12 protein-coding genes are annotated in these 13,236 nt (G+C 37.1%); all 12 read right to left on the reverse strand.

Annotated elements, in window-relative coordinates; all coding sequences use genetic code 11:
* Nucleotides 1–4: 4 nt before the first annotated feature.
* Complete coding sequence (locus AAEZ18_RS08695) at nucleotides 5–1,171, reverse strand: nucleotide sugar dehydrogenase (RefSeq protein ID WP_350594448.1); 1,167 nt, start codon at nucleotides 1,169–1,171, stop codon at nucleotides 5–7.
* Between the two features lie 101 nt (nucleotides 1,172–1,272).
* A complete protein-coding gene (locus AAEZ18_RS08700; protein WP_350594450.1) occupies nucleotides 1,273–3,237 on the reverse strand; it encodes a polysaccharide biosynthesis protein in 1,965 nt (654 codons plus the stop codon).
* 320 nt (nucleotides 3,238–3,557) lie between these two features.
* Nucleotides 3,558–4,514 carry a DHHA1 domain-containing protein gene (locus AAEZ18_RS08705; protein WP_350594452.1) on the reverse strand — a complete coding sequence of 319 codons (957 nt, stop codon included), beginning with the start codon at nucleotides 4,512–4,514 and terminating at the stop codon, nucleotides 3,558–3,560.
* Between the two features lie 85 nt (nucleotides 4,515–4,599).
* Entirely contained in the window at nucleotides 4,600–5,205 is a 606-nt protein-coding gene (cysC, locus tag AAEZ18_RS08710; protein WP_350594454.1) for an adenylyl-sulfate kinase, read from the reverse strand.
* 90 nt (nucleotides 5,206–5,295) lie between these two features.
* Nucleotides 5,296–7,026, reverse strand: a complete 1,731-nt coding sequence (locus AAEZ18_RS08715) for an SLC13 family permease (RefSeq protein WP_350594549.1) — start codon at nucleotides 7,024–7,026, stop codon at nucleotides 5,296–5,298.
* A 75-nt stretch (nucleotides 7,027–7,101) separates the two neighbouring features.
* Nucleotides 7,102–8,508 carry a sulfate adenylyltransferase subunit CysN gene (gene cysN, locus AAEZ18_RS08720; protein WP_350594456.1) on the reverse strand — a complete coding sequence of 469 codons (1,407 nt, stop codon included), beginning with the start codon at nucleotides 8,506–8,508 and terminating at the stop codon, nucleotides 7,102–7,104.
* Between the two features lie 104 nt (nucleotides 8,509–8,612).
* Nucleotides 8,613–9,521 carry a sulfate adenylyltransferase subunit CysD gene (cysD, locus tag AAEZ18_RS08725; RefSeq protein ID WP_350594458.1) on the reverse strand — a complete coding sequence of 303 codons (909 nt, stop codon included), beginning with the start codon at nucleotides 9,519–9,521 and terminating at the stop codon, nucleotides 8,613–8,615.
* A gap of 617 nt (nucleotides 9,522–10,138) precedes the next feature.
* Complete coding sequence (locus AAEZ18_RS08730; protein ID WP_350594461.1) at nucleotides 10,139–10,279, reverse strand: polysaccharide biosynthesis protein; 141 nt, start codon at nucleotides 10,277–10,279, stop codon at nucleotides 10,139–10,141.
* Entirely contained in the window at nucleotides 10,269–10,424 is a 156-nt protein-coding gene (locus tag AAEZ18_RS19925; RefSeq protein ID WP_502935380.1) for a polysaccharide biosynthesis protein, read from the reverse strand. The genes AAEZ18_RS08730 and AAEZ18_RS19925 overlap by 11 nt, the downstream gene beginning before the upstream one ends.
* The gene (locus AAEZ18_RS08740; protein WP_350594465.1) at nucleotides 10,421–10,969 is read right to left on the reverse strand and encodes a sugar transferase; all 549 of its coding nucleotides are present in this window, start codon (nucleotides 10,967–10,969) and stop codon (nucleotides 10,421–10,423) included. Before AAEZ18_RS08740 ends, AAEZ18_RS19925 begins: the two co-directional genes overlap by 4 nt.
* 15 nt (nucleotides 10,970–10,984) lie before the next feature.
* Complete coding sequence (locus tag AAEZ18_RS08745) at nucleotides 10,985–11,929, reverse strand: UDP-glucose 4-epimerase family protein (RefSeq protein WP_350594466.1); 945 nt, start codon at nucleotides 11,927–11,929, stop codon at nucleotides 10,985–10,987.
* Nucleotides 11,926–13,062, reverse strand: coding sequence for a glycosyltransferase family 4 protein (locus AAEZ18_RS08750; protein ID WP_350594468.1), 1,137 nt, complete (start codon nucleotides 13,060–13,062; stop codon nucleotides 11,926–11,928). Before AAEZ18_RS08750 ends, AAEZ18_RS08745 begins: the two co-directional genes overlap by 4 nt.
* Nucleotides 13,063–13,236: the final 174 nt, after the last annotated feature.

Below are 13,236 nucleotides of genomic sequence, written 5' to 3' on the forward strand. Positions count from 1 at the left end.
GCTATTAATCACTTCCAAATAAATCGCGTGTATATACTTTATCTGCAATGTCGCTAAGCTCTTCAACCATACGGTTAGAAACCACTACATCCGATATTTGCTTAAACTCATTTAAGTCTTTTATAACACGCGAATGGTAAAACTCGTTTTCTTCAAGCACTGGTTCAAATACAACAACCTCAATACCTTTGGCTTTAATGCGTTTCATAATCCCTTGAATAGCAGACGCTCTAAAGTTATCAGACCCTGTTTTCATCACTAAGCGGTAAACGCCTACTACTTTAGGCTCACGCTTGATAATTGAATCCGCAATAAAGTCTTTACGTGTGGTGTTTGCATCAACAATTGCACCAATAATGTTGTTTGGTACATTTGCATAGTTTGCACGTAGCTGCTTTGTATCTTTTGGTAAACAGTAACCACCATAGCCAAACGAAGGGTTGTTATAATGGTTACCTATACGTGGGTCTAAACTTACCCCTTGTATAATTTGCTTAGAGTTTAAGCCATGTGCTTCAGCGTAGCTGTCGAGCTCATTAAAGTAAGCAACACGCATTGCCAAGTATGTGTTTGAGAATAGTTTAATTGCTTCAGCTTCTGTTGAATCAGTGAATAGTACTTCAATATCTTCTTTGATAGCGCCTTGCTTGAGTAAGTTAGCAAATACTTCTGCACGTTCACTTTGCTCACCTACTACAATTCGTGATGGATGCAAGTTATCGTGTAAAGCTTTACCTTCGCGTAAAAACTCAGGCGAGAATATTAAATTATCTACATTTAACTCTGTTTTAATATTTTGCGTAAAACCAACTGGTACTGTCGATTTAATTACTAAAACTGCACTAGGGTTATGCGCTGTAGCCTCTTTAATAACTGCTTCAACCGAGCTAGTATTAAAATAGTTATTTTCTACATCGTAATCGGTTGGCGTGGCAATAATCACAAAGTCTGCATTTTTATATGCTGCATTTTTATCTGTAGTGGCTGTAAAATTTAAATCACTACGCGTTAAAAACTCACTAATTTCGGTATCAACAATAGGTGATTGTTTATCATTTAAAAGCGCTATTTTTTGCTCATCAATATCGAGTGCAACAACTTCATTATGTTGTGCTAATAACATAGCGTTAGAGAGGCCTACATAGCCTGTGCCAACTACTGCAATTTTCATTTTTATTTCCCTAAAACCACTGGTTTTTTTCATTAACTCTTAACTTTAATCACTATCAGATCTCTATTTATACTTGATAGCTAACGTCTAACACTTATTCTTTATGATTTACTTAAATTAACCACATTGCTTACGCTTTCAGTATTATCTTTAGATTCATTTTCAAGTCTGGCATTCCATACTAAATCACAAATACCATCAGTGGGGTTAAAGCCAGTTGGTGCATCAAGTAGTAGCTGACGTATTTTTTCATGCTCAAAGTTATTGCAGGCAATATCAAGCGCATCAATAAATACATTAAGCTCACTGAGTGGCAGCATTACTTCATGTGCAGTCATTATACGCTCATGCGGTGTTTGCTCTACGTTATCGCCTATTAATAGCTCTTCATACAGCTTTTCACCTGGGCGTAAACCGGTACATTTAATTTCAATATCACCATGCGGGGTATCATCTGTTTTAATTTCGAGGCCCGACAATCTAACCATTTTAGTTGCCAAATCACTTATTTTTACCGAGTCGCCCATATCGAGTACGAATACATCACCGCCCTTGCCCATAGCGCCTGCTTGTATTACAAGTTGAGCGGCTTCGGGAATAGTCATAAAGTAACGAGTTATATCAGGGTGAGTTAATGTTATTGGGCCACCTTCTTTTATTTGGCGGCGAAATAGCGGTACAACTGAGCCACTTGAACCAAGCACATTACCAAAGCGCACCATACAAAAGCGTGTTTGGTGTTTAGCCCCCTGCTCTTGTGCTAAACCTTGCAACACTAGCTCGGCCATACGTTTAGTCGCGCCCATTACATTTGTCGGGCGTACGGCTTTATCAGTAGAAATCAATACAAAGGTATCTACCTTAGCCTCAACAGCGGCCTTTGCGGCGTAGTAGGTACCAAATACATTATTACGTACACCTTCTACTACATTGTGCTCAACCAATGGCACATGCTTATAAGCAGCGGCATGGTAGATGGTTTGCACACCAAAGGTTCTCATTACCGTTTCAAGGCGATTTACACGTTGTACTGAGCCCATAATAGGGATGAGTTGAATATTTAGTGTGTTGTTAGTTATGTATTCACCCAATTCTTTTTCAATTGAATAAAGGGCAATTTCACTGCGCTCAAACAAAACCAATTTAGTTGGTTTGAGTTTCACTATTTGTCTACACAGTTCTGAACCGATTGAGCCACCAGCACCAGTAACCATGACTACTTTCTCTGTTATATTGGCAGTCATTAAATCATCTTTAGGAGTTACTGGGTCGCGCCCTAGTAAATCTTCAATTTCAACATCTCTAAATTCAGAAAGCTTCGCTTTACCTTCGACTATATCGGCCATACCCGGAATCGAAAGTACCTTAATCGGTAATGGCTCAAGTTGTGCGAGTACTTCTTTGCGCCTTGCACGTGTTTCACTAGGCATAGCAAGCAGCACTTTGGTTGCCTTACGTTTTTTTATTAATTCATGTATGTCATTAAACGCACGTACCGGTATGCCTTGTATTATAGAGCCATGTTTTGTCACGTCGTCATCAATAAACGCACTGACAAAATACTCAGGGCCTGCATTTAAAGCAGTCGCTAATTGACGCCCCGACGAGCCCGCACCATAAATAATGACCGCATCTTTGTTGCTGGTGGTCATTCTTCCTATCAGTGCGCGCACTATAATACGTGAGCCACCTACGGTTAATAAACATAACCAAGCAAAAATAAATGGCATCGTACGCGGAATATCTATTTTAATAAAAAAAGCTAGCAACACCAAGCTTACTGTGGTTATAAATGTGCCTAACACAATAGCCCATAACGCTTGCGAGTTCATGTACCTCAGTACAGCGCGGTATAAACCTAAACTAATAAACGCATACAAAGCGGTGGGGATTAACATCAATAACAACAGCCAATTATCAGCACTTTTTAATGGCTCAAAGCTATCAAGCCTAACAATAAGGGCTAACCAAAAAGCGACTGCTATAAAAAGTGAATCGATACATAAAGTAATAACACGCTTTTTAGCACGCGGGGCATTAATAATTGAGCGGATAAAGCTATCCATAACACGTTCCTTTGCGGTTCAATTAAAGGGCATAACCCATGATGAGGTTTGAAGTTAACAATAATATAACTATAACAAAAAACTCATTAATGTAATTAGTCTTAAATGATGATTTATTTGTTACACGCTTAAGGAGCAATTGCAGCTTAAGCGCTTGATTGAGACAGTTAAAATATATAAGTAATGTGACTATTGGTGCAGTAAATAATGCCTAAAAACTGTCTCAAGAGTGTCTCACGCGAGACACTCTTCAAGAAATAGTGTATTTAAATTAATGTGTTAAAAGCAACAGAAATTTAGGCCCAATAGATATTACAAAGCTATTTGTAATATCTTATAAGTGTTTTAATAAAGCAGTCAATTTGTGATTTCGGCAATTCGTTAATACCAGCTGCAGCGGCTCTTCCCCCCCCGGTTGCAAACTTACTACAAATATCAACTGCACCTTGTTTATTATTTAATGGTGCACGCACACTTACGGTAAAACTACCTTTATCATTATAAGTAACGACTGCGTGAGCTTTATTTGGTGATTGATTCGCTAAATCATTACCCAATACACCACTAACACGGCGGGACCAAGGCTCGTCATCCAATAAAATAACTTTAGCAGTACCACAATCATGTAACACTTTAGCCCCAGCCGCTTTTTCCATATCAGCTTTGTAAGCACGCTCTAGAGTATAGTAAGCAGAATTTTCATCATTTATAGCATCAAGTGGCGACTTATATTGTAAAAGCTGCTCGTAAAGCTTCTCTGGAGCAAAATGTAAATCTGCCACTTCACTGCCATAACCGTTATAATTAATATACGTACCAAACGCTTTTAACTGCGATTTTTGCAATTCTGTCAATTTTAACTTATCAGCTTCAGCATCTGCCTTTGCAAATAAATTATCGCCATATGCAGCCGTTATTGCCCATAAGTGAAACTGCTTATCAAGTAAATCGCTAACAATTAAGCTAGTACACATATTTGCATCAAGATCTATGTGAGAAAATAAATTGGCATGATTAGGTATATCACCTGTTTTATGATGATCAACATACATCACCTTAGCGCCTACTGTTAATGCATCGTGCAGAGCTGACATATTCTTTTCCATTGAAATATCAAGCACGCGGATGCAATCACCTAATTGTGGAGTCACTTTTTTTAGTAACTGTATATCACGCTTCACCCCAGTTACCTTTACTGTATCTATAGGATTAGCGAGCTGTAACTGTAGTAATGCGATAATGCCATCAGCATCACCATTAAAAACATCGTATTTCATAATAGTCTCAAAGTCAGAAGTCAAAGTACTTTGCTTAACTAAGCAGTCAACATTTCAATAATTCTGGTATCTAATATCTGAATACTTATAGTTTGATAACTTCTTTTTCCTTTAAATACTGAATAATTTGTTCAACGCTTTGCTCAATACTTTGCTGCGCTGTTTTTATATGTACCTCTGGTGATATTGGCACATCAAAAGCAGAGCTTATCCCCGTAAAATTAGGTATTTCACCAGCTCTTGCTTTTTTGTATAAACCTTTAGGATCACGGCTTTCACATACATCTATTGGGGTATCAATAAACACTTCAATAAACTCATCTTTAGCCATAATACTGCGAGCCTGAGTCCTATCGGTAGAAAATGGTGAAATAAATGCAGTCGACACAATTAACCCAGCATCAACAAATAGCTTAGCAACTTCGCTAATGCGACGAATATTTTCAATACGATCTTCATCGCTAAACGTAAGCCCTTTATTTAGGCCCATGCGAACATTATCACCATCTAACAAGTAAGTATGGCAACCCAATTCAAATAGTTTCAATTCTACCGCATTAGCAATCGTCGACTTACCAGATCCACTTAACCCTGTATACCAAAGTAAAACAGGCTTATGCCCTTTATGACCTTGCTTTTGCTCTCGTGACACTGTTTGTGCGTGCCATACAATATTTTCGTTCTGGCTCATTTATATACCTTACCTTCAACTCTTATACGGCCCGAGACAACCCAACACCGACGAAATACAATTTAAATCTTTCCCTTGTACATCAAATACCTACTTAAACGGGAAAAACACTGGTATGCAAATTAAAACAACCACAGCATAAACGGTACTTACAGGTAAGCCCATTTTAACAAAGTCATTTAACCTATAATTACCTGCGTTAAAAACCATTAAATTAGTTTGATAACCATAAGGACTTATAAAGCTTCCACTAGCAGCAAAAGCAACTGTCATAACAAATGGCAATACATCTACGCCAAATCCAAGTGCGATGGTATAACCTATAGGAAACATTAACGCTGCCGCCGCATTATTAGTAACAAACTCAGTCATTAACCAAGTTGTTATATAAACAAAAATTAATGCAACATATATATAGTTTGGATCGTTAAACTGCCCAATAAAATCGCCTAGAATGGCTACTACACCAGAATTGACTAATGCATTTGAGAGTAAAATCGCCGATGACACAACTACCCAAATATCAACCGGAAAGCGCCTAACCAACTCATTGGCTGTTAAACTACGAGAGAACAATAACCCTCCGAGCAATAACACTAAACCTTCTAATAAGTCTAGAACACCAAAAGCGGCCAGCATAATAATTGAAATAAACCCTCCAATAGATAACCAAGCACGCCAGCCATTGATTCTGGATTCAGGCTCAACACCAGAAAGTACTAAAAAGTTTTTACTAATATTGGTTCTTGTTTTGTAGTCTTTGCCCACAGCTAAAACTAAAAAGTCACCAGAACGAATTACAACATCTCCTAACTTTCCGGAGACCTGCTCACCATCACGTCTAATAGCAACTACAGCAGCATCAAATAAAGCCCTAAACCCCGTTGTTTTTAAGGTTTTACCAACTATAATACTTTCCTGTCTAACAACTACTTCAGTTAAATTACTATTTAACGTACCGTTTTTTTCAGCAAAAATTTCCAAGCCTGTAAATTGCCCCAATTGTAGTAACTTAGTAATTTCTCCACAGAATATAAGTCTATCAGAGTAGTGTATAACCTCAGAAGGAGACACTGGGCTAATTAAGTGTCCTTCTCTAACTATTTCAACTAAAAACAATGATTCTAGATGCCTCAAGCCATTAGCTTCAACGGAGCGCCCTATAAGCTCAGAGTTTTCAGTTACCTTCGCATCAATAAAATACCCTTCAGATGTTACTTTTTTTTGCTCAATACTAGGTAACATATTTGTACAAAAATACATAACAACACCACAACTAACAACTAAAATAGCCCCTATTGCTGTAAACGAAAAAAACGATAGTGAACGTCCAGAAGCCTCAATATACATTGAATTAACGATCAAATTAGTAGAGGTACCTATTAGCGTAAGCGTTCCACCTAAAATAGAGGCATACGACAAAGGTAATAATAACTTACTGGCAAAATGATGGGGGTTATTACGAATAGGCGAAAGCAGTGTAGCTACAACAGCTGTATTATTCAAAATAGACGAAAAGAGAGTAGTAACTCCAAATAACCTAAACCAAGTAGAATGATAACTACTCACAATTATTTTAGATGCTACAACCCTTAGCAAACGTGTTTTCTCAAGTGCTAAAGAGCACAATATAAGTAAAATTAAAGTCACTAAACCAGGGTTTGCAATGCTTGTTAAAAATTGCTTTTTAGTAACCAAATCACAAGCAATCAAAGCAATGAGTGTCGCTCCAAAAACAGCTACAGGTTTCCCTTGAATAACAATTAAGCCAGTAACAGTCAGTGCAAAAATAAAAAGCGTTAGATAAGCATCTAATGGCATAATTATAGTAGCCATCCATAGTTAATAAAACAAAAATGCGGGCTCAAAAAGCCCGCAATGCTTAGCATGAGTAATCTAGCGAATTACTTTTGCATCCCAATGAGGGTAATGTTTACGAACCAAGGCATTAAACTCAACTTCAAACGCTGAATGTTGGCTTTGCGATTTATTCATTTTAGCGTCTAAAGGCTTACGAATCATGCCGGCACCAACGGTTACATTAGTTAAGCGGTCAATAATAATAAACGCACCAGTGTGTTTATTGAGGTCATAAGCGTCAAATTGTACAGGTGCCGTTAAAGCAAACTGACAGTTACCAATCTCATTTAAGTCTAGTTGCGAGGCTTCTTTTTGCTCTAATGTGTTCACATCTACTTTATAATTAATAACTTCAACGTGACCAAAAACAGACTTACTACCTACTTTTATTTCATATTCGCGGTCAACATGCAACGCTTCTTCGGTCATCCAAACTACATCAGCTTCTAAATTAGCAGAGGAATGAGGTTTTTGATGAGGGCGGACCAACATATCACCACGACTCACATCAATTTCATCTTCAAGAGTTAGTGTAATAGCCATACCCGCTGACGCTTTTTCAAGATTACCGTCAAAAGTAACTATTGACTTAACTTTACTTTCTTTACCTGATGGTAATGACGCAACAGTATCTCCAACTCTAATATCACCGGCTGCAACTGTGCCACTAAAGCCACGAAAATCTAAATTTGGACGGTTAACATATTGTACTTGTAGTCTGAATTCATCATTTTTAGCATGATTAACTTGCACTGTGTTTAACAGCTTCATCAGCGTAGAGCCAGGATACCATGACATAGCTTCACTTTCGTTTACTACGTTATCGCCGCGTAATGCTGAGATTGGTACAAACCGTATATCATCAAAAGATAATTTTTTAGCAAACTCTCGGTAATCCTTTTTAATGTTTTGATAAACAGATTGCTCATAACCTACTACATCCATTTTGTTAATAGCAATTACTACATTCTTAATTCCAAGCAAAGAACAAATGTAGCTATGCCTACGTGTTTGAACTTGCACACCATGGCGAGCGTCAATCAAAATAATTGCTAAATCGCAGGTAGAAGCACCGGTTGCCATATTACGAGTATACTGCTCGTGTCCTGGAGTATCAGCAATAATAAACTTGCGCTGGTCAGTTGCAAAATAACGATACGCTACATCAATCGTAATACCTTGTTCACGCTCAGACTGGAGACCATCAACTAAAAGCGCTAAGTCAAAATCATTATCAGTTGTATTAAAGCGTTTTGAATCTTTTTCGATAGCAGCCATCTGATCTTCAAAGATCATTTTACTATCGTAAAGCAAGCGACCAATCAAAGTCGACTTACCATCATCTACACTACCGCACGTTAGAATACGTAGCATATCTTTATTTTCATGAACCTTTAAATAAGCTTCAATATCGGTTGCTAGTAAATTTGTTTTTTGTGACATAATTTTCTCTGAAATTTGGTTCGTAATAGGTTAATAACAAGAAGTTATAAATACATTATTTTAAACTTATTCATAACTTGTCTCTTAAAGCTTCTAACGTATGGTTAGAAATAACCTTCCATTTTTTTCTTCTCCATAGAACCTGCAGAATCGTTATCTATTACTCGACCTTGGCGCTCTGATGTAGTGCAAAGCAGCATTTCTTGGATAATTTCAGGTAATGTTTGAGCGACAGACTCAACAGCTCCTGTTAATGGATAACAACCTAATGTTCTAAAGCGAACCATTTTTTGCTGAACCTCTTCGCCTTCTTCAAGTTCCATGCGTTCATCATCAACCATAATTAATGTACCGTCACGTTCAACAACAGGGCGCTCTTGAGCAAAATACAATGATGGAATTTCAATACCTTCAAGGTATATGTATTGCCAAATATCTAACTCAGTCCAATTGCTAAGTGGGAATACGCGAATGCTTTCACCTTTATCGACTTTGCTGTTATAAACATTCCAAAGTTCTGGGCGTTGATTTTTTGGATCCCAACGATGATTTTTGTCACGAAATGAATAAACACGTTCTTTAGCACGAGATTTTTCTTCGTCACGGCGAGCACCACCAAATGCAGCATCAAAACCGTTCATATCAAGTGCTTGTTTAAGGCCTTGTGTCTTCATAATATCGGTATGTTTAGCACTGCCATGTACAAAAGGACTAATTCCCATATCCATGCCTTCTGGATTTTTATGAACAATTAAATCAAAGCCATGCTTTTCAGCCATTTGGTCTCTAAACTGAATCATTTCCTTAAATTTCCAGTTTGTATCTACATGCATTAATGGAAAAGGAATTTTACCAGGGTAAAATGCCTTACGTGCTAAATGTAGTAATACCGAAGAGTCTTTACCTACAGAGTAAAGCATTACAGGGTTATCAAACTCTGCAGCCACTTCACGCATTATATGAATTGACTCAGCTTCGAGCGCTTTGAGGTGGGTTAACTTTTCTTCATTCATAATGTTTGTTCATGTCCTAGATAATAAAAATCCATTGCAACCAATACGATTCGACGTAAAAGATTAAAGATTAAAGATTAAAGGTATTAAATAATAATACCTTAACTTAGTTACAGCTTAATTTGAACAGCCATCTCAACTTGATACATTAAGCATGCTTTATAATTTTTTAAATTAACCACATTGCTTTTATTACCTTCGGGGTAATTTTCAAGTCTGGCATACCATACTAAATTACAAATACCCTCGGTTGGATTAAAGCCGATTGGTGCATCGAGTAATAGCTGACGAATTTTTCATGTTCTAAGTTATGGCATGCGATATTAAGAGCATCAATAAATACATTAATTAAATTCACTGAACAGTAGCATTACCCTGTCTGAGGTCATCACACACTCACGTAAGCTATACTCTAACTTCTCGCCTATTAATAACTTTTTTTACAGCTCTTCACATATGCATAAGCCTTTGCGTTTTACTTATATATCGCCATACGCGATATCATCTGTTTTAATTTCGAGGCCAGTAATCCAAACCGTCTTGGTAGCCAAATCAATTATTTTTACCGAGTTGTCAATATCAAGTACAAACGCATCATCGCCTTTATCCTGAGCGACTTATTGTATTGCAAGTTGTGTAGCTTCGGAAGTGATCAGCAAGTAACTGCTTATAACTGAGTGAGTAAGCGTTATTTTCAGACCTTCTTTTATTTGGCGGTGAAATAATGATACAACAAAACCTATGAGCCTAAAAATCACCAAAGCGGACCATGCTAAAGCATGCTTTGTATTTAGCGCCTAGTTCCTGTAATAAACCTTTTAGTTCTATCTCAGCCATGTACTTGCTTGCAGCGGTTATACTTGTAGGGCGTACCACTTTTTCAGTAGAAATAATAAACTCTATTTAACCCTATCACCACTACCACTCCCGGTAACTGTCATTAGTATATATTTAAAATAATTACCAGTTGTTAATGTATCAATCATTTCACGATCTGTTTTTGCAAGTAGTCCAGGGGTAGACATGTCAATTTCGTTAACTTGGGCTAAACCTGTAATGCCTGGACGCACTGCGAACACATTTTTAGCTTCACGCGCTTGCGTTAGCTCTTCTTGGTTGAATAAACCAGGGCGTGGGCCAACTAAACTCATTTCGCCTTTTAGTACATTCCAAAGCTGTGGAAGTTCATCAAGCTTAGTTTTACGCAAAAAGCCACCAAAGGGCGTTATTGAGGCTGTACTCGCTAAGTGACTTGCAACTGATGCAGTATCAACAGTCATAGTTCTAAACTTAACGAGCGTAAATGGCTTCTTATCACGACCAACACGCTCTTGCATAAAAATAGGTGAGCCCGTATCAAATAAACCAATTATGTATAAAATCACTAAAAATGGCATTGCAAACAATAATCCAAAAAGTGAAAACAAAAAATCAAGTAAACGTATCATTTATAAATCCAATAATTATTCCGTTGAAGGCTTTTTAGCGGCAAGTTTAAAACCATAATCCACTGAATATGGTGGTGTCCAGCCTAGGGTACTTTTTGTATGACTTATATCTAATTGAAGCGAGCCTGTAAGCCTATCAATAATATCGTTTTTATTGAATAATTTACCAGCTAGTTTAAAACACCAAACAGGTATGGGTAAAGCAAGGTTCTTTTTGTCTTGCACCTTAGCCATTAACGCTACCATTTCAGCCGTTGATAAATCATAGTCGTCAGACGCTAAAAACACTTGGTTAGCCGCTTTTCGATGCTCAATACATACCTTAATTAAATCAACCAAGTTATAAACAGACACTAAACTACGCTTGTTACTTGTAATAGCTCTAAAAGGGAGTGGCAACCCTTTATCAACAAAACGCATCAGTGATGCAAAGTTTGCTTTTACTCCTTCACCGTATACTAGTGGTGGGCGAATAATCACAACTTCCATGCCAGTATGCTTACTAAGTTCTAACAACTGCTGTTCAGCCTCTGCTTTCGAGATACCATAAGGGTCTTCGGCAGCTGAGTTAACGCTTGCAGTGAAAGGATCTTTCCCACTTGTACTTTCACCATTTACTTTAATTGAGCTTAAAAATATAAAGCGTTTAACACCAGCTTGTGCAGCTTGTTTTGCTAAGTTAATTGTTCCAAGGGTATTTACAGTTCTAAACTCAGTTAGCGGATCACTTGCTGCCTCATTCATTATATGAACCCTAGCAGCACAATGTATAACCACATCTACATTAGCTAAGTTAAGAGGCACGTTTAATTGTTCAGAAATATCTAAATACTGAAAATCCCCCTTAAAAAAAGGTGGTGGGTTTCTTCCAATAATAGTCAACTTCTCTTTATTTAAACTTTCCATAAGGTGACTACCAAGAAAACCTGTCGCTCCTGTCATCGCTATATTCAATATCATACCTTTAATTCAAAGTTATTCTCTAGACCATATATCTCGTGAAAGCTCGATATCACAACCTCATAGTCAAACAGCATTACTGCTGCAATGCGACTCTGTTTGCCCATTTCATCTAGTTTACCTGGTGAATTTAATATTAGTTCAATCGCTTCGGCTAATTTCATAGCATTTTTAGCTGGCACTAACCAGCCATTTTTACTATTGAAAACCATTTGCCTACAACCAGGTACGTCTGTTGTAATTATAGGTAAACCACATGCTGCAGCCTCAATTAATGACTTTGGCAAACCTTCTCTATAAGAAGGCAAGCATGCAACATGCGACTTTTGGTATATAAACTTAATATCATCTCTCTGGCCTAAATACTCTACATCACCACGTTTCACAGCTGAGTCTAACTCCTCCTTAGTTATAGATGATATATTTCCAAAATCGGTACTTCCAACTAACTGCATAACCACATTAGTACCTTTTTCCCTGAGTATACGGCCCGCCTCTATAAACTCTAAAACACCTTTATCTTTTAATAACCGACTCACCATTGTAACTTTATAGGGCTCTACCTTATCTAAACTTGGTATAAATTCAGTCGTATCAATACCAGCCCCATTAACTAAGTGAGCACTGTTCGCATTCACGATTTTTAAATCAGAAAAAAGTTTTAAATCATCAGTATTTTCAAAAATAACTACAGTATTTTTTTTTAAAAATACTAGCTTATATAGCTTTGTAAGAAAAAACCAAAGCCCCTTATGTTTTAACCTTTTTGATAATGATGCACTACCTAATCCAGTTATAGAAGCTACGTTTAAGCATTTCATATTACTAAAAAGATTAACAACACCTGTATAAATAATAGGTTTAATTGTGAATGAGTGAATAATATCAGGTTTAATTAATTTAATAAGTCTATTGAGCTTTAAAATAAATTTAATCTCGGCGAGTAGATTAACTCCTTTGCGGGAAAGATTTACTGCATGAAACTCAAATCCTAATTTAATTAACTCCATTTCCATATCGCCATCACCCGCTATGATAACCACCTCACAACCTCTTGCTTTAGTTCTTAAAGCAAGCTCTAAAAAGTGCGAGCAAAAAAACGCTGATGAATTAACAATATACAATAACTTCACTTACAACCCCTTAACTAACCACCCCCAACCATAAGTTACTTATGCCATATGTATTAACCTTCATTCAATAACTGATTAGACACTAAAGATATTGGTTTTACATATGTATAAATAACGTATGCTGAAATTTTAATTGAACTAAAATTACAACAGCAACAACCCACTAATGACCTT

It is taken from the genome of Pseudoalteromonas sp. 19-MNA-CIBAN-0066 (genome assembly GCF_040308705.1).
Lineage (GTDB): Bacteria > Pseudomonadota > Gammaproteobacteria > Enterobacterales > Alteromonadaceae > Pseudoalteromonas > Pseudoalteromonas nigrifaciens.

Coding starts and splice junctions, on each gene's coding strand:
- AAEZ18_RS08705 (WP_350594452.1), bottom strand. CDS start 4,514: ATGAAATACGATGTTTTTAATGGTGATGCTGATGGCATTATCGCATTA.
- AAEZ18_RS08740 (WP_350594465.1), bottom strand. CDS start 10,969: ATGATACGTTTACTTGATTTTTTGTTTTCACTTTTTGGATTATTGTTT.
- cysN (WP_350594456.1), bottom strand. CDS start 8,508: ATGTCACAAAAAACAAATTTACTAGCAACCGATATTGAAGCTTATTTA.
- AAEZ18_RS08700 (WP_350594450.1), bottom strand. CDS start 3,237: ATGGATAGCTTTATCCGCTCAATTATTAATGCCCCGCGTGCTAAAAAG.
- cysD (WP_350594458.1), bottom strand. CDS start 9,521: ATGAATGAAGAAAAGTTAACCCACCTCAAAGCGCTCGAAGCTGAGTCA.
- AAEZ18_RS08745 (WP_350594466.1), bottom strand. CDS start 11,929: ATGATATTGAATATAGCGATGACAGGAGCGACAGGTTTTCTTGGTAGT.
- AAEZ18_RS08695 (WP_350594448.1), bottom strand. CDS start 1,171: ATGAAAATTGCAGTAGTTGGCACAGGCTATGTAGGCCTCTCTAACGCT.
- AAEZ18_RS08715 (WP_350594549.1), bottom strand. CDS start 7,026: ATGCCATTAGATGCTTATCTAACGCTTTTTATTTTTGCACTGACTGTT.
- cysC (WP_350594454.1), bottom strand. CDS start 5,205: ATGAGCCAGAACGAAAATATTGTATGGCACGCACAAACAGTGTCACGA.